Here is an 18,240-nt window from a genome sequence, read left to right as displayed (position 1 = left end):
TATGGTTAAAAACATACAGACAGAAGCAGATGAATTTGGATTTTTTGGCAATTTTGGTGGGCAATATGTCCCAGAAACATTAATGCCAGCAATTCAAGAACTTAAACAAGCTTATGAAAAAGCTAAACTAGATCCTAAGTTTCAAAATGAATTGAATAACTATTTAAAAGATTATGTAGGAAGAGAGACACCATTAACATATGCGGCATCATATACAGAAGCGCTAGGCGGGGCAAAAATATATTTAAAAAGAGAAGATTTGAATCATACTGGTGCCCACAAAATTAATAATGCACTAGGTCAAGCACTTTTAGCTAAAAGAATGGGCAAAAATAAATTAGTTGCAGAAACTGGTGCAGGACAACATGGAGTTGCTAGCGCGACAGCAGCAGCCTTATTTGATATGGAACTCGTGGTGTTTATGGGTGAAGAAGATATCAAACGACAAGAATTGAATGTATTTAGAATGGAATTACTTGGTGCAAAAGTTGAACCCGTGACTGAAGGACAAGGAACGTTATCTGATGCAGTTAATAAGGCGTTACAATATTGGGTAAGTCATGTAGACGATACACATTATTTATTAGGTTCTGCATTAGGACCAGATCCATTCCCGACAATAGTGAGAGATTTCCAAAAAGTTATAGGTACTGAAATCAAAGATCAAATCAAAGAGAAGGAAGGGCGTTTACCAGATGCGATAATTGCATGTGTAGGCGGAGGATCAAATGCTATTGGTACATTTTATCCATTTATTCAAGATGATGTTGCACTTTATGGTGTTGAAGCAGCAGGAGAGGGCATTGATAGTGACAAACATGCACTCGCAATAAATAAAGGTCATGAAGGTATTTTACATGGTACAAAAATGTATTTAATACAAGATGAAAATGGACAGATAGAATTAGCACATTCAATCTCAGCTGGGTTAGATTATCCAGGTGTAGGACCTGAGCATTCATATTATCATGATATTGGAAGAGTTAAATATGCAACTGCTAGTGATAGACAAGCCATGGATGCATTGGTGAAATTTACCCAGGCAGAAGGTATTATACCTGCGATAGAAAGTGCGCATGCATTAAGTTTTGTTGAAGAGCTAGCACCATCTATGGATAAAGACCAAATCATTGTCGTAACTGTGTCAGGACGTGGTGATAAAGATATGGAAACGATTAGAAACTACATGAGACAAGGTGGCGAAAGTAATGCATAAATTATTTATTCCCTATATCATGGGGAACAAAAATTTTATTGAAAATATGAAAATATTAAGTGAATCAGGCGCGGATATTATTGAAGTAGGCGTTCCATTTTCAGATCCAGTAGCTGATGGGCCAGTGATTATGGAAGCTGGAAATAAAGCCATACAACAAGGCGTGAACATCGCATATATTTTTGATGAACTGACTGCACATCGTGATTCTATAAACAGTCAATATGTACTTATGACGTATATCAATATAATTAATCATTATGGAGAAGATGCATTTTTTGATGCATGTGAGAAAGCTGGTGTATATGGATTAATTATACCTGATTTGCCACATGAACTTGTCCAACAATTAAAAGATAGACATCCTCATCGCAAAGTTAATATTATTTCATTAATTGCTATGACAACATCTGATGAACGCATCAATCAAATTTCTGAAAATTCGGAAGGGTTTATCTATACAGTTACAATGAATGCAACAACTGGAGAAAATGGAAAGTTTCATCCAGAACTAAAACGAAAAAATGAAAAAATTAAAAACAAAGCAAATGTACCTGTAGTAGCCGGTTTTGGTATTCGTACTAAAACGCATGTTAGTGACATTAGCGAAGTAGCTGATGGTATAGTCATCGGTAGTGAAATTGTTAAACGGTTTGAACAAGACCAAAAAGAATCGACAATCGCGTATCTAAATTCAATTAGAACAACCCTAGATGATGTACAAATTAATAAATGATGTGTAATGTTTATTTTAGATGGGTATTATTTGAAATAGATAGTCAAAATTGAAACATCGAAATGAATTTGACGTGATTTCAAGTAGATAATAACCTAAATAAATGAAGAGGTGACAATCGTGAATAAAAAAGTTTTATTCGTTATAACAAGTAGAGCACAATATGAAGATGGTACACCAACTGGATTATGGTTGGAAGAGGCAAGTGAACCTTATCATATTTTAACAGAATCAGGTATCGACGTAGATATCGTTTCAATAGAAGGTGGAGAAATACCTTTAGATCCAAATTCAACTCAAAATGACGAATTAACGAAATATGCACAATTTGTAGAAAAAATTAATGATGTGCCTAGTATAGATAACATTAATGTTTCAGATTATGATGCAGTTTACCTACCAGGTGGTCATGGTACAGTATTTGATTTTGCTCATAATCAAAAATTAGCTAATATCTTGTCTGATTTTAAACATGAAGGCAAATTTATAAGTTCTGTATGTCATGGACCAAGTGCATTTGTCGGTGCAAAAGATAAAAATGGTAAATATCTCGTAGAAGGTGTTACTTTAACATCATTTACAGATGATGAAGAACGTACGATGGGACTAGAGAATAAAGTACCATTCTTAACACAAACAGAATTAGAGCAACAGGGCGCTAAATTCGTTACCAAAGATAATTTTACGGAACATGTTGAAACAGATAGTCAATTCATCACTGGTCAAAATCCTCAATCAAGTGTAGCAATCGGTGAAGCATTAAAAGATGCCTTAAAATAGTGGGGTTTTTAAAATAAGTTATATTGGGTAACATGAACTACTAACAAGTAAAAAACTTGTTAGTAGTTTTTATATTTACATAATTAAATTAAGATTTGTGTTTAAATAGTTATTCTTTGTTAGAATAAAAGTAATGCTATAATATAACAATACATAAATTATAAGTGAATTGTAGCATTTAGTAATTCTAACTAGGGTATCGATTTAGTTTTATAATTGAATATTGTATAATAATTAAGATTAAAGTTTAAACTCGAAATAAAGTACTATAGACAAATAGGAGTATATAAAATGAAATTTACGAATTTAACTGCAAAAGAGTTTGGTGCATTTGTTGATCACATGCCCAACAGTCATTTCACACAGATGGTAGGGAATTATGAGTTAAAAATTGCAGAAGGCACAGAAACACATTTAGTAGGCGTTAAAAATAATGAAAATGAAGTTATAGCAGCATGTTTATTAACGGCTGTACCAGTTATGAAAATATTTAAATATTTTTATACAAATCGTGGACCAGTGATTGATTTCGAAAATAAAGAACTCGTCCATTATTTTTTCAATGAATTAGCTAAATATGTAAAAAAACATAATGCATTATATTTAAGAGTAGATCCATACTTAGCATATCAATATCGAAATCACGATGGAGATGTATTAGAAAATGCAGGTCATGATTGGATCTTCGATAAAATGAAACAACTTGGTTATAAACATCAAGGGTTTTTAACTGGTTTTGATCCAATTATTCAAATAAGATTCCATTCTGTATTAGACTTAAAAGATAAGACAGCAAAAGATGTACTAAATGATATGGATAGTTTACGTAAACGTAATACGAAAAAAGTTCAAAAAAATGGCGTGAAGGTCAGATTCTTAGGCGAAGATGAATTACCTATTTTCCGTTCGTTTATGGAAGATACTTCAGAATCTAAAGATTTCGATGATAGAGAAGACAGTTTCTATTACAATAGGTTAAAGTATTATAAGAATCGTGTATTGGTGCCATTAGCTTATATGGATTTTGAAGCATATATCGATGAACTCAAGTCAGAGCGTGAAGTGTTAAGTAAAGATATCAACAAAGCGCTTAAAGATATAGAAAAACGTCCTGAAAATAAAAAAGCATATAATAAAAAAGAAAATTTAGAAAAACAACTTATTGCAAATCAGCAAAAAATTGATGAAGCTAAGTCATTACAAGAACAACACGGTAATGAATTACCAATTTCAGCAGCATTCTTTATTGTTAATCCGTACGAAGTAGTGTATTACGCAGGAGGAACATCTAACGAATTTAGACATTTTGCGGGAAGCTATGCAATACAATGGAAAATGATAAATTATGCAATCGATAATAATATTGATAGATATAACTTCTATGGCGTTAGTGGTGATTTTTCAGAAGATGCAGAAGATGCAGGTGTTGTTAAATTTAAAAAAGGCTTCAACGCTGATGTAGTTGAATATGTTGGTGATTTTATAAAACCAATAAATAAACCAATGTACAAAATTTATACAATGTTAAAGGGATTAAAAGATAAAAAGTAATACGTATTATATTTAGAAAGGAACTAGCTATAATGAAATTTACAGAGTTAACTGTCAAAGAATACGACAATTTTGTACAAAATCCAGCTTTAGAGAGTCATTACTTTCAAGTAAAGGAAAATATAGCTACTAGAGAAGAAGATGGTTTTCAAGTTGTTTTATTAGGCTTAAAAGATGATGATAATCAAGTTATCGCAGCTAGTCTTTTCTCTAAAATCCCAACTATGGGTAGCTATGTATATTATTCAAACCGTGGTCCAGTCATGGATTATAATGATTTAGGTTTAGTTGATTTCTATTTACGTGAATTAGATACTTACCTTCAAAAACAAAATTGTTTATATGTGAAAATGGATCCTTATTGGATATACCAAATTTATGATAAAGATATTAATCCAATGCCTGATTATCAAGAAAATGATGCGCTTGTTAATTTATTTAAATCACATGGATATACGCATCATGGTTTTACAACAGAATATGATACATCAAGTCAAGTTAGATGGATGGGTGTACTTAATTTAGATGGTAAATCACCAGCATCATTAAAAAAACAATTTGATAGCCAAAGAAAACGAAATATTAATAAAGCGATTAATTTTGGCGTGAAAGTAAGATTTTTAGAAAGAGATGAATTTGACATCTTTTTATCACTCTATCGTGAAACTGAAAAACGAGCTGGTTTTGTATCAAAAACGGATGAATATTTCTATAATTTCATAGATAATTATGGGGATAAAGCTTTAATTCCTCTAGCTTATATTGATTTAGATGAATATATTACGAATACGCAAGAAAGTATTAATGAAAAAGAAGCGCGTAGGGATCAAATGATGCAAAATGAAAATAAATCTGATAAGCAATTGAAAAAAATTGCTGAAATCGATAAACAAATTGAGCATGATAAAAAAGAATTATTACATGCGAGTGAATTAAGACAGACAGATGGCTCTATCTTGAATCTTGCAGCAGGCGTATATTTTGCTAATGCGTATGAAGTGAATTATTTCTCAGGTGGGTCATCTGAAAAATACAATCAATACATGGGACCTTATATGATGCATTGGTTTATGATTAATTATTGTTTTGATCATGGATATGGACGTTACAATTTCTATGGCTTATCTGGTGACTTCACTGAAAATAGTGAAGACTATGGTGTTTATCGATTTAAACGAGGTTTCGGCGTACAAATCGAAGAATTAATTGGTGATTTTTATAAACCAATCAAAAAAACGAAGTATAAGTTATTCAATACGCTTAACAATATTAGAAAAAAAATTAAAAAATAAAAAGGAAGCATACTGGTATATAAGCCCTAAGCCAGTATGCTTTCTTATGTTCAAAAGAGGTTGAGATATAATGGATTCGCCCAACCTCATTTCACGTAGGACAGAAATCTTTTTAATAAAATCAGATTTCTGTCCCACTCCCTTTGCGTGGATTATCATGCGATGTCAATTCTGGTTGTTTTCCACATTTTTAGTATATATCTCACTAATCAGAAGTGCAATATCATTTTATTATATAAACAGGATAGTAAATTAATAAATAATATTATTCAAAAATGTTAGGTTTAAGAAATATTTCTAATATATTAAGAATATCTTTTTGAAAACAATTAACGTAAAGCGTCTATGAGATAAGTTATTCCAATAATAAAGAAAACTGCACTCATAAATACAGCGATAACAACGGCAGCTATCAATGGATTAAACAATAAAATGACACCAAATATAATTTCTATTATGTTTAATATAATAGATACCATATGAAATCGTTTGTTTGCACCTTCTGCTGACGTAATCGTAAACATATTCAAAAGTGCATTAATAATAAACCATATGGCAAATAAATAAACAATAAATGTTGTACTTGTTACTACATTAAATAATATAAGTATACCAATAATGATGTTGATAATACCTAAGATAATAAGTAAACTCGAACCATTTTGCGTGGCTTGTTTCATAATACGCCTTACAAAAATTTCAATGAAGCCATTAATTATAAATAAAATACCAATTAACCAAGTAATGGCAAATAAATTTTCTTCAGGAAAACTAATGATAAAAACGCCTATAATCAAGAAGAAAACACCTATTAATAAACTGGACCATTTAATACCTGATTTTTGTTGCATGTTTTTCACTCCAATCTCAATAATATTTACCCAAAATGAAAGTATTCAACACTTTAGTAAATAATAATATTATTATGTTAACAAAAACGAATAACAAAGTAACCTGTTTTGTTTGATTTAATAAATATTTAGGTCCAATCTATAATATATAGGGTTTGAAAATTAAGTATTCGTTTTAGGAGTGTATGATCAGTGGGAATTTCGATTCAAAAATCAATTTATAAAAAACTATTAAAAAATTTAGCAACTGAGCCGTTTAATGTAACATTTTGGGATGGTTCAACCGTACATTATAATGACGGAATTGCTAAATTTCATTTGACTTTCAATAGACCGTTAAATAAAAAACTGTTAAAAGCAAATCCGATGATTGCATTAGCAGAAGGCTATATGGATAAGAATATTGAAGTCAGTGGTGATTTAGAATTTATTATGGCGTCCATCTTTTCACAACAAAAAAGTTTTATTAATAAACCTAAGAAAAAATATGTACAATCTCGTAAAAAATATAAAAACAATAAAAAAATTGCTAAAGAAAATGCTTCATTTCATTATGATTTAGGTAACGATTTTTATCGCTTATGGTTAGATAAAACGATGAATTATTCTTGTGCATATTTTAAAACGAAAGAAGATTCGTTATATACAGCTCAAGTTAACAAGATTAACCATATATTAAAAAAGCTAAATTTACAGACTGGACAAAGCTTATTAGATATTGGATCTGGATGGGGACATCTTATTATTGAAGCTGCAAAACAATACAATGTCCAAACATTAGGTATTACATTAAGTAAAGAACAATATATCAAAACAAAAGAACGTATTAAAGCTGAAGGTTTGATCGGTCAAGTGGATGTTAAGTTAATGGATTATAGAGAACTTATTAATGAAAAAAGAACGTTTGATCGTATTGTAAGTGTAGGCATGTTAGAACATGTTGGACATGATCATATTCCTATATTCATGGAAAATACACATAAGTTATTGAACGATGGCGGTGTGGCCTTATTGCATTGTATTACTGGACTTGTTGAAGTAGAAGGTAACGACTTTCTCACTAAATATATCTTTCCCGGAGGTGCAATTCCTTCTATAAGAGCGTTAGTTGACAATATGTCACAAAATAACATAAAAATTGTAGATGTAGAAAGTTTAAGAAGGCATTACACTTTAACTTTACGCAACTGGGCAGAGAATTTTGAAGCAAATCTAGATAAAGTACGAGAGCAATTTGATGAGAGGTTTATAAGAATGTGGCGTTTGTATTTAAATGCATGTGCGGCAAACTTTACATGTGGCGTTTCTGATTTGCACCAGTTTTTAATCACAAAAGGCGTCAATAATGAACTGCCAATGACAAGAGATTATTTATACAAAGATAATTAAAATAAAATTTTCGATCAATAGTATTGAGATTTTACTTTTATCTCAATACTATTGATTTTTTTATGTTATATAAGACAATCATTTAGTTAACGTTATTTATGTTATATAAGACAATCATTTAGTTAACGTTATTTATGTTATATAAGACAATCATTTAGTTAACGTTATTTATGTTATATAAGACAATCATTTAGTTAACGTTATTTATGTTATGTAAACCTATAATTATATATGCTTATTTTTAAACCATAGTTAAGTAAGGATTGTTATAAATGTTATCTGATAGTAATACTCTTATAATTAATAGAAACTATAATTACTTTTAAAAAAACATCTCATTTGAAACGCTGAGAAGTTGATTTCTGAACGTTGAACTTTGCTTTTGTGTATCTATGTAAACATGATTGCAAATGAGCCAAAAATTGATTTATGATAATGTTATTGTCAGTTAGATTACTGTAAATACACGTTGAGGATGGTTAAGAAAAAGGTAGAATACATATAGTGATGTTCACATGAATGCAATAAGATGTGATTATCAATTTTGTATTTGTATCTTAAGTTTTGGTTAAATTAATTAAGGATTTATCATACGATGAACTTTATACTTTTATAAATTAATAGATAAATCAGCATACATATATAAATTAACATTTTAGTTTACATAATATATATTATAGGAAGTTATGTGTGTTTCGATATAAGGGACCTATCATATAATCTTTATGCTATTTACGTTTGTTTTAATTTGTTTTCGTTAGCTTTTTTGAATAACCAATTTCATATCTTACTTGCAGTTTAAATTAGATTATTCGTTATCTACTTTAATAACTGAAATTATTAAGTCACTATGTATTCATTATATATAATTATTTGCATTGTATCTTAAATATGTAACGATACGTATTAGTCTATTAAGTATTTACTATAATCTATTAATCATTATATGAACTCTACAGCTTTATTCATTGATGCTGAAAATATAACTGATAACTTTACATAAAATATATGCCTTTATCAAATCGTAATTTTTTTGATTTAATAAAGGCATATCATTATTGTTTGTTTTTTACATAAACATCTATTGAGTCTTTAATGAATTGAGCAGTGCCTGTTCCAAATTTATCAATATTTACTTTGAATCGTTCGTCTTCGACATACATTTCACCTAAACACTCAAAAATATCTAATGTGTAATTAAAATTTAAGTTTGAATTTAAATAATCATACCATTTTTGTACGTTTGACTGGACCTCGACAGATTCTGGTGGCTGACTTTTTAAATTGGCGAAAGTTGAAAAGATATCATTCATTTCATTTGTTTTTAGAACTTTTTCTTTGTCTGACCATGAGTTAATATGCTGGTTAGCTTTTATAATAGTGCTATCACCCCACTTTTTACGTGCTTCTTCGTCATAGCTTTTAGATAAATTATCAAAATTAAAGCCTTCGAATTTTTCTTCATTGGTCATTGCTATTTCTCCTCTCATATGACGTAATGTTTGATCAATTGTTTGAATCATTTGATCGGTACGGTTTTGTCTTTCAATAAGTAATTGCTTGTGTATTTTTAATGCTTCTTGTCTATCGAAAGACGGGCTATCAATAATTGATTTTATTTTTTTAAGAGAAAAGTCGAGTTCTCTAAAAAATAAAATTTGCTGTAATTTATCTAGGTCTGTTTCTGAATATAGCCGATATCCTGACTTGGACAGTTTCGTTGGATTTAATAAATTAATTTCATCATAGTAATGTAACGTACGCACACTAATACCTACTAAATTGGCTATTTGTTTAACCGTCATTTGCATTTATCTTACCTCCTCATAAAATGACTATAATGCTTAACGGAACGTCAGGGTCAATAATAAATTTTGTATTATTGTTAGCAGTATAATAAAAATAAAAAGTCCCTGAGACAAAATGTGTCTGGGGACTTTCAATATTGGTAGATGAAACAATGAGCTTTGCATTTTTATTCCGATGTTACTTTTAACAATTATTTTTTTCTTTTAAATTCATGTGCTTCGTCTTCAGGCGAGATACCACGTTTTTTCATTTCTTTTAATGCCTTTTTTTCTCGACGTTTACGTCTGAAGTCACGCGTAAAGTACCAAATTAAAAAGCTCATGATTAAACTTAATACCGCCATAAATGCAGCAAAACCTAATAAAGGCTCGTAAGTAATATTTTCAAAATTAGGTATTAAGAATGCAGCAATAGCTAATATAACAAATGTTAAAATTGCAGCTGCAAACCATTTATTTAAAACAAGTGTACAGAATAATGTAACTACTATAACAGCTACTACTGTAATCCATAAAAAATTAGGTAAATCAAAAATAGTCATTTATAGCGCTCCTTATAAAAATCGGCATATTTGTCATTATAACAATAATACTAAATGAAATTATATATCATATCCATCTTGAGTAGTATAATAACATATTAAAATATTGCATTAATCACGTCAAATTAACATTCTTTATACAATTAGATAACTTGTTTTCTTACGCGGGTTTGGTCTATAAACGCACAATTGTATCTTACCAGGTAATTTCATGTATAATTAAACATGAAATTATTATACATGATTAGGAGTGATTAAATGGCAGATACTTTACCACTTAGAAATGAAGTTTCAGCTGAAACAACTTGGGATATTTCAGCTCTATTTTCATCAGATGAAGCATTTTATCAAACTTTAGATAACACCACAGCAGCTGCAAAAACATTTAATGAAAATTATGTTCATCAATTGGATAATCCTACTATTATTGAAAAAGCATTAGCTGTATATTCTGATATACTGGTCCAATTAGATAAAATGGCAAATTATGCAGAATTGAGATTAAGTGTTGATACGTCAAATGAACAAGCACAAACATTAAGTGCTAAATTTTCAAATACTTATGGAAAAATTGCGAGTGAACTATCATTTGTTGAATCAGAAATATTGGAACTTTCTGATGAGGTATTCAATCATTTTATTTCAACATCTAAATACCCACATTATTTAAAAAAATTAAAAGAAAGTAAACCGTATCAACTTAGTCCTGAAGTTGAAAAAACATTAGCAAGTTTATCATCAGTGTTTGAACGTCCTTTTGAACTATATGGTATAACGAAGATGTTAGATATAGATTTTGATTCGTTTGAATATAACGGTAAAACATATCCTTTAGATTATGCTACCTTTGAAAATGAATATGAAGATCATCCAGAAGAAGCATTTAGAAGGATTAGTTTCAAAAAATTTAGCGATGCATTAAATAAGTATCAACATACAACTGCTGCTACATATAATATGCAAGTACAACAAGAAAAAATTGAAGCAGATTTACGTGGTTATGATTCTGTAATTGATTACCTATTACAAGATCAAGAAATTACTCGAGATATGTTTGACCGTCAAATTGATGTTATTATGAGCAATTTAGCGCCTATTATGCAAAAATATGCGAAATTGATTAAACGTGTTCATGGCTTAGAAGTCATGCATTTTGAAGATTTAAAGATATCTATAGATCCTAATTACGAACCAGATATCTCTATTGAAGATTCTAAAAAATATATTTATGGCGCATTAAATGTATTAGGTAAAAATTATTTGAATATGGTTGAAACAGCTTATCAAGATAGATGGATAGATTTTGCTCAGAACAAAGGCAAAGATACTGGTGCGTATTGTGCAAGTCCATATGCTACACATTCGTATATATTTATTTCTTGGACTGGTAAAATGACTGAGACATTTGTTTTAGCACATGAGTTAGGACACGCTGGCCATTTTACGTTAGCACAAAGTTACCAAAATTATTTGGAATCAGAACCATCCATGTATTTTGTAGAGGCACCATCGACAATGAATGAGATGTTAATGGCGAATTATTTATTCGAAAATAGCAGCGATGCTCAATTTAAGCGTTGGGTTATAGGTTCTATCGTTTCTAGAACGTATTATCACAATATGGTAACGCATTTACTAGAAGCAGCGTATCAACGCGAAGTTTATAAAAAAGTTGATAATGGCGAATCGCTGACTGCGCCATTATTAAATCGAATTATGTTGGATGTCTACACTCAATTTTTTGGAGAAAGTGTTAAGTTTACTAAAGGTTCAGAGCTTACATGGATGAGACAACCACATTATTATATGGGATTATATTCGTATACGTATTCTGCTGGCTTAACAATAGGTACAGTTATGTCACAACGTATTCAGCAAGAAGGACAACCTGCTGTGAGTGATTGGTTAAAAACATTGCAAGCAGGTGGCAGTCAATCACCTACTGAATTAGCTCAATTGGCTGGTATTGATATTCGCACTGATCAACCATTAAAATCTACAATTGCATATATAGGTAAATTGGTAGATGAGCTGGAGCAGCTTACAGATGAAATTGAAGCAGACAATCATCAACACTAATAAATATAAATAAAGACATATCTTAAAAAAGCACGATGTCGATAAAATAAGCAAGCCCTGTTTTACAACTGGATGTAGCTTATCTCGACACCGTGCTTTTGTATTTTAGTCATATGATTCGTAACGTTCACCTGTGACAAAGTAAAAAATACTTTCTGCAACATTGCTGATGTGGTCACCGATGCGTTCCAAATGTCTGGCTGCTAGATGTGCTTGTCCTGCAACAAAAGGATCATTATCTATTAAATAAGTTGTATTAACAATATTTTTATATAAATCATCAATATCTTCGTCACGTTCAATAATTTCCTTAATCAAGGTAACATCGTCTCTTTTTACTGCATCATCTAAATCTTTTAACATTAATAATGCAAGTTTACCCATTGTGTTCAATCTTGTAAGCACGTATTCATCGGTGATTTTAGCGCGTAATCTAATTTCTGCAATATTTGCAGCATTATCACCAATTCTTTCAAAATCAGAAGCGATTTTTAATGCAGCCATCATCAACCTTAAATCAGTAGCGATGGGCTGTTGTTTAGTAATTAACATAATTACTTTTTCATTTATTTCTGTTTCTAAGGCATTGATGTCTTTATCGTTCGCAATTGTTTCCCGCGCATAATTTCTATCCTCTTCACTTAACGATTTTAATCCATATTCAATATTATAATATACGTGAAGGCCAAGTCGACGTAAATCTTTCATTAATGCGTCTAATTGGCCTTCATATTTCTCTCTAATAACCATATATTAACCGAAACGACCAGAGATATAATCTTCTGTTTGTTTATCAGATGGGTTAGAGAAGATTTTATCAGTGTCGTCGTATTCATTTACATAACCGTTAAGGAAAAATGCTGTTTTATCAGATACACGCGCAGCTTGTTGCATATTATGTGTAACGATAATGATCGAATATTTTTCTTTTAGTTCTTGTACGAGCTCTTCAACTTTTAACGTTGAAATTGGATCTAACGCAGATGTTGGTTCATCCATTAAAATAACATCTGGTTCAATTGCTAATGTACGTGCAATACAAACACGCTGTTGTTGGCCACCTGATAAGCTATATGCGTTTGTATCTAAGCGGTCTTTTAATTCATCCCATATTGCAGCGCCACGTAAAGATTTTTCTACAATTTCATCAAGAATCTTTTTGTTTTTAATACCATGTATTTTAGGTCCGTATGTGATATTATCATATATTGATTTTGGAAATGGGTTGGGTTGTTGGAACACCATTCCGACATTTGTTCTTAATTTTTCAACTGAATATTTTTCGTCGAAAATATTTTGATCACGGTAAATGATTTTACCTGCTGTTTTAACAGATGGTACAAGTTCCACCATTCTATTTAATGCTTTGATATAAGTAGATTTACCGCAACCTGATGGCCCTATAATAGCAGTGACATTATTTTCTAAGATATCTAGATTTATGTTTTTTAAAGCATGATTATCGCCGTACCATAAATCTAGATTTTTTGTAGAATAGACAATTTTTTTCTCACTATCAGGAATTTTATGTTCTTTGTTATCTGTATTTCTATCAATGGATGCAATTGGTACTGAATTTTGATTCGTATGTTCCGCTATTTTTGTTTTTTCTTCTTTAATTGTATCTTTAGCCATAATTAAAACTCCTTTTACGGTTATTTTCAAACTATAAATTTATAATTTCTCCCCAAAATAACCGTTTAATTAAATTTGATTTTGAAATAACATTAATATTTTTTACTGTATTTGTTTCTCAAAAATATCGCAATTGCGTTCATTAGCAGTAAAATGACTAGCAAGACAATGATACCGGCAGACGCAACATTTTGGAATTCATCTTGTGGAAGTTTTGCCCAATTGTAAATCGACATAGGTAATGCTTGGAATTGGTCGAATACACTTGAAGGTAAACTTAATAAAACGGTCGGTATACCGATTAGTATGAGCGGTGCAGTTTCACCTAATGCACGTGATAATGCTAGAATGAAACCTGTTAGTATACCTGGAATAGCTGCTGGTAATACAACTCGACGTATTGTTTGCCATTTATTTCCACCTAAGCCATATGAAGCTTCTCTAACCGAATTTGGCACAGATCTGATAGCTTCCTGGCTTGCGACAATAATGACTGGTAAGATTAGTAACGACATGGTTAATGCTGCTGCAAGTACTGAGTTACTTAAAGCAAGTGCTTCTATCCCCATACCTCTTACAAAAATAGTGAGTCCAAGTAAACCAAAAACCACTGAAGGCACGCCGGCTAAGTTTGAAATACTGACTTTAATAAAACTTGTAAATGCATTATCTTTGGCATATTCCTCTAAATAAATTGCTGTACCTACACCTAATACAATTGAAATGGGTATGATTGTAATCATCAACCAAATTGTACCGATTAAACCACCTTTCACACCTGCCATTGAAGGTGTTGAGGACGAGAAATTACTGAAGAATGACGGTGTTAAATGTCCTGCACCTTTAATGAGTGTGTCTATGATTAGAGCTGCTAGAAAAAGTAAGGCTACTAAAGTACATGTAAAAAATGCCCATTTATTGAATTTATTTGTTGCTAATCTACTGGAAAGTTTTTTTTCAACTTTTTGTTGATTAACAAGCGCTTTAGTATTTGTCTCTCCCATATTAATACTCCTCTCTAAAGCGTTTCGTAATCCATTGTGAAATTAAATTCATCACAAGTGTGAATAAGAATAATGTGAAACCAACAGCATAGATACTGTAATAGATATCAGAGCCAAATGTCGCATCTCCTGTTGCCACTTGTACAATATATCCTGTCATAGTTTGGATTGACCCAGTTAAATCTAATGAGGAACTAGGTGTACTACCTGCAGCGAGTGATACGATCATCGTTTCTCCGATTGCACGAGAAATAGCTAATACGATAGACGCCATAATACCTGAAGTAGCGGCTGGTAATATTACTTTTGTTGCAACTTCAAATTTTGTTGCGCCTAAACCAAGTGCACCTTCACGTATTTTGTTTGGCACTGATGACATAGCATCTTCACTCATACTTGAAATCAACGGAATAATCATAACGCCTACGACAATACCAGGACTAATTGAGTTAAAGCTGCCTAACTCAGGAAATATTGAACGAAGTACAGGGGTAACAAATGTTAAAGCGAAAAAGCCGAAAACAATTGTTGGTATCCCAGACAATATTTCTAATATAGGTTTTATTATTTTTCTCACTCTTGTAGAAGCATATTCACTTAAATATAAAGCAGCTCCTAAACCAAGAGGAACAGCAACGATTGTTGCAATAGCTGTAATTTTAAGCGTACCTAAAATTAATGCCCAAATACCATATTGTGGTGTTGATGAGAATGGATTCCATTCTTTAGAAAATAAAAACTCAGTTATTGGAACACGTGTAAAAAATGTAATGGTTTCTGTTAATAATGTAACGATAATCCCTACTGTTGCTAAGATTGAGCAAATTGCAATGATTCCCAGAATGATCGGTACAATTTTATCGCTAATGCCTTTTTTCTTGCCGTTATTTTTAGCAATCATTTCACTAACAGAAGTATTCTGATTAGCCATGTAAATACCCTTCTTTCGTATAGACTCCCAATATTTAAAATAAAGTTGGGACTGTTCTTCATCTAGCGTTTAGCAACATAGCGATTTTCACTATATTGTTAAACGCTAGATAAATTGAACTTGGAAGTAGATAGATAAATTTAATAATGCGTTTTGTCTACCTACTTCCTGAATCCCAACTTTAAAAATTGCTATTATGTTTATTTATCTTCTTTTTTGCTGTCTTTTTTGTCGCTATCTTTACCAATGATGTCTTTTAATTTACTTTGTTGTTCTGTGTAATCTTTTTCAGGTAAGGCAACAAATCCTGCTTCTTCAGCTGATTTTCCTTTATCCTTCATGACAAATTTCATGAAGTCTTGGAATCCTTCATTATCTTTTAATTTTTTCTCGTTAGTGTAGATATAAAGTGGTCTGCTTAATGCGTAAGAACCATCTTGGATTGTTTTCTTAGTTGGTTCTGTTAATTGACCATTTTCATCTTTGATTTTAACTTCTTTTAATTTGTCTTTATTTTGTTTATAGAAGTTATAACCAAAGTAACCGACACTGTCTTTGTTTTTCTCTACTGATTGGACAATTGTATTTGTGTCAGCATTTTTCTCTGCTTTGATATCTTTTTTGTCCATAATTTCTTCAGAGAAGAAATCGTAAGTACCGTGTGATTGGTCAGGAGAGAATGCTTTAATTTCTTTATCTGGCCATTTTGAATTAACGTCTTTCCATGTTTTTGCTTTGCCTGAGTAGATTTCTCTTAATTGCTCTTTCGTAAGTTCATCTACAAAGTCATTTTCTTTATTTACTGTAATTGTTACACCATCTTGTGCAACTTTAAATTCATCATATTTAATGCCTTTATCATCTAATTTTTTCTTTTCTTCATCTTTTATAGGTCTAGATGCATTTGAGAAATCAGTGCTGCCTGAAATGAATTTTTCAAATCCACCACCAGTTCCCGATGTACCATTTGATACAGTTACATCTGAATTATCTTTAGCAAATTTTTCATTTAATTTTTCAATGATTGGACCTACAGTAGATGAACCGTCACCTTTAACTTCTCCACTTCCTTTACCAGAATCGCTATTTCCGCCGCCACAAGCTCCTAATAAAAGTGAAGCACCGATTACAGTAGTACCAAATAATTGCCATTTTTTCATTGAAACATCCTCCTAATAAGTGAATAACCCAAAAGTTATATGTATTTCTTACAGTTCCTATACTACACACCTTTTATTAAATACAAATATAGTTAATGTAAATGTTTTGTTAAGTATTTATTGACCTTGTTTACAAAATTCACAATGGTAGGATCTATGGCTTAAACTTTTGAATAAACCTTGATATGACAACATTTGTGAAAAAATGAATATTACAAAAAGCGCATGATTTGTAATATAAAAACAAAAAAATCCTGTCCTACATGTTGATTTATGTAGTACAGGATAAAATTATAAATATTTAAACACTATTTTATATAGAAAGAACTAGTCTTCAACTCTGCTCCAACCTTTATTAGTTAACGCGATTTTGCCAGTTTCAATTGTTATAATTTTGTTTTTATATAAATGACCAATCGCACGTTTAAATGCGCCTTTACTCATATTAAATACTTCTTTAATAGCTTCAGGATTTGATTTGTCCCAAAACGGCAATTCGCCATCATATTCTACAAGTAAATTAAATATATGTTGACCATCTTCGTCAAGTCTTTCATGTGCAAATGGTAAAAACGAACCGTTGAGTTCCCCTTTTTCATTATGCCCTATAATTCGAACTTCTAGCTTTTCACCTAAGCGAGGTTCCGATTTACGTTCAGACTCATGGACGAATATTTTATGACCATCTTTGGATAGCATGAAGCTTCCGATTCTTAAAACTCTGTATGGTCTTGCTTCGATAACTTTATTCTGTAATGTATCATCGTTTACTGGTGTGTACATTGAATCAACAATTGTTTCAGTTGCTAGACGAGCAAACATGTTGTTTTCGCTATCAATACGTAAAGTAACTAATAATTCATCACCTTGTATTGGCCATACATCTTTTACTTTTGGTAAATCAATCCACGGGATTAAAACTTCCCTTGGAAGACCTACATCAACGTGTGCACCATCTCGATCGGTTTTTAAAACTTTCACAAAATCATATTTGCTAGTTGTAATGTCTGGCATATTTTGTGTAGCAAACAATGCGCCAGATCTATTAGGATAAATGAAAAAGCTATATTCCTCGCCTATGATTAAATTATCTTCTTCATTAACTTCTGATTGATTGAGTTTAACTTCTTCTCCGTTTGGTCCTTGTAACTTGTAAGTAGATCCTTCTAATCCAACAACTTCAAGAAATTCAATGGAACCTACAATATTTTTCTCTTCTTGGGCCATACTGTTCTCCTTCGTACTTAAATTTATTCTTATCTATTA

At 31.1% G+C, this 18,240-nt stretch carries 16 protein-coding genes; 7 read left to right on the top strand and 9 right to left on the bottom strand.

Annotated features, from left to right (window positions below; genetic code table 11):
- Position 1 precedes the first annotated feature (1 nt).
- The 5 genes from trpB (at position 2) to FYJ81_RS02320 (ending at position 5,575) form a co-directional block, all read left to right on the top strand.
- Complete coding sequence (gene trpB, locus FYJ81_RS02340; RefSeq protein ID WP_107384590.1) at positions 2-1,216, top strand: tryptophan synthase subunit beta; 1,215 nt, start codon at positions 2-4, stop codon at positions 1,214-1,216.
- Positions 1,209-1,952, top strand: coding sequence for a tryptophan synthase subunit alpha (gene trpA, locus FYJ81_RS02335; RefSeq protein WP_154409252.1), 744 nt, complete (start codon positions 1,209-1,211; stop codon positions 1,950-1,952). The genes trpB and trpA overlap by 8 nt, the downstream gene beginning before the upstream one ends.
- 120 nt (positions 1,953-2,072) lie before the next feature.
- A complete protein-coding gene (locus FYJ81_RS02330; RefSeq protein WP_107384592.1) occupies positions 2,073-2,732 on the top strand; it encodes a type 1 glutamine amidotransferase domain-containing protein in 660 nt (219 codons plus the stop codon).
- A gap of 291 nt (positions 2,733-3,023) precedes the next feature.
- Positions 3,024-4,283: an aminoacyltransferase gene (locus FYJ81_RS02325; RefSeq protein WP_107385323.1), complete on the top strand. Its 1,260-nt coding sequence runs from the start codon at positions 3,024-3,026 to the stop codon at positions 4,281-4,283.
- A 32-nt stretch (positions 4,284-4,315) separates the two neighbouring features.
- Entirely contained in the window at positions 4,316-5,575 is a 1,260-nt protein-coding gene (locus FYJ81_RS02320; RefSeq protein WP_107385324.1) for an aminoacyltransferase, read from the top strand.
- Positions 5,576-5,904: 329 nt separating this feature from the next.
- Here the strand turns inward: FYJ81_RS02320 and FYJ81_RS02315 are convergent, their stop codons facing one another.
- Positions 5,905-6,426, bottom strand: coding sequence for a DUF308 domain-containing protein (locus tag FYJ81_RS02315; RefSeq protein ID WP_107385325.1), 522 nt, complete (start codon positions 6,424-6,426; stop codon positions 5,905-5,907).
- Positions 6,427-6,618: 192 nt separating this feature from the next.
- Here FYJ81_RS02315 and FYJ81_RS02310 point away from each other — a divergent pair, with 192 nt between their 5' ends.
- Positions 6,619-7,815: a cyclopropane-fatty-acyl-phospholipid synthase family protein gene (locus tag FYJ81_RS02310; protein WP_319016531.1), complete on the top strand. Its 1,197-nt coding sequence runs from the start codon at positions 6,619-6,621 to the stop codon at positions 7,813-7,815.
- 1,055 nt (positions 7,816-8,870) lie between these two features.
- Here the strand turns inward: FYJ81_RS02310 and FYJ81_RS02305 are convergent.
- Positions 8,871-9,626, bottom strand: coding sequence for a MerR family transcriptional regulator (locus FYJ81_RS02305; RefSeq protein ID WP_107385782.1), 756 nt, complete (start codon positions 9,624-9,626; stop codon positions 8,871-8,873).
- A 188-nt stretch (positions 9,627-9,814) separates the two neighbouring features.
- Positions 9,815-10,165 (bottom strand): hypothetical protein, encoded by a 351-nt coding sequence (locus FYJ81_RS02300; protein ID WP_107383945.1) that lies wholly within the window; start codon positions 10,163-10,165, stop codon positions 9,815-9,817.
- Positions 10,166-10,423: 258 nt separating this feature from the next.
- Here FYJ81_RS02300 and pepF point away from each other — a divergent pair, with 258 nt between their 5' ends.
- Entirely contained in the window at positions 10,424-12,244 is a 1,821-nt protein-coding gene (pepF, locus tag FYJ81_RS02295) for an oligoendopeptidase F (RefSeq protein ID WP_107385783.1), read from the top strand.
- A 105-nt stretch (positions 12,245-12,349) separates the two neighbouring features.
- Here the strand turns inward: pepF and phoU are convergent, their stop codons facing one another.
- The 6 genes from phoU to FYJ81_RS02265 all read right to left on the bottom strand — a co-directional run bounded on the left by phoU (position 12,350) and on the right by FYJ81_RS02265 (position 18,201).
- Positions 12,350-12,994 carry a phosphate signaling complex protein PhoU gene (gene phoU / locus FYJ81_RS02290; protein ID WP_019468770.1) on the bottom strand — a complete coding sequence of 215 codons (645 nt, stop codon included), beginning with the start codon at positions 12,992-12,994 and terminating at the stop codon, positions 12,350-12,352.
- Between the two features lie 3 nt (positions 12,995-12,997).
- Entirely contained in the window at positions 12,998-13,879 is an 882-nt protein-coding gene (gene pstB / locus FYJ81_RS02285; protein ID WP_107383943.1) for a phosphate ABC transporter ATP-binding protein PstB, read from the bottom strand.
- Between the two features lie 92 nt (positions 13,880-13,971).
- On the bottom strand, positions 13,972-14,883 hold the full coding sequence (gene pstA, locus FYJ81_RS02280; protein ID WP_107383942.1) for a phosphate ABC transporter permease PstA: 912 nt from the start codon (positions 14,881-14,883) through the stop codon (positions 13,972-13,974).
- 1 nt (position 14,884) lies between these two features.
- Positions 14,885-15,814, bottom strand: a complete 930-nt coding sequence (pstC, locus tag FYJ81_RS02275; protein WP_107383941.1) for a phosphate ABC transporter permease subunit PstC — start codon at positions 15,812-15,814, stop codon at positions 14,885-14,887.
- Between the two features lie 200 nt (positions 15,815-16,014).
- A complete protein-coding gene (locus FYJ81_RS02270; protein WP_107383940.1) occupies positions 16,015-16,974 on the bottom strand; it encodes a PstS family phosphate ABC transporter substrate-binding protein in 960 nt (319 codons plus the stop codon).
- A 327-nt stretch (positions 16,975-17,301) separates the two neighbouring features.
- The gene (locus tag FYJ81_RS02265; protein WP_107383939.1) at positions 17,302-18,201 is read right to left on the bottom strand and encodes a CvfB family protein; all 900 of its coding nucleotides are present in this window, start codon (positions 18,199-18,201) and stop codon (positions 17,302-17,304) included.
- Positions 18,202-18,240: the final 39 nt, after the last annotated feature.

It is taken from the genome of Staphylococcus sp. McC-251-APC-3A2, assembly GCF_009695665.1.
In the GTDB taxonomy this organism is placed as follows: Bacteria; Bacillota; Bacilli; order Staphylococcales; family Staphylococcaceae; genus Staphylococcus; species Staphylococcus cohnii.
The sequence above is the reverse complement of the archived record's forward strand: the minus strand, read 5'-3'. Positions and strand labels throughout refer to the sequence as shown.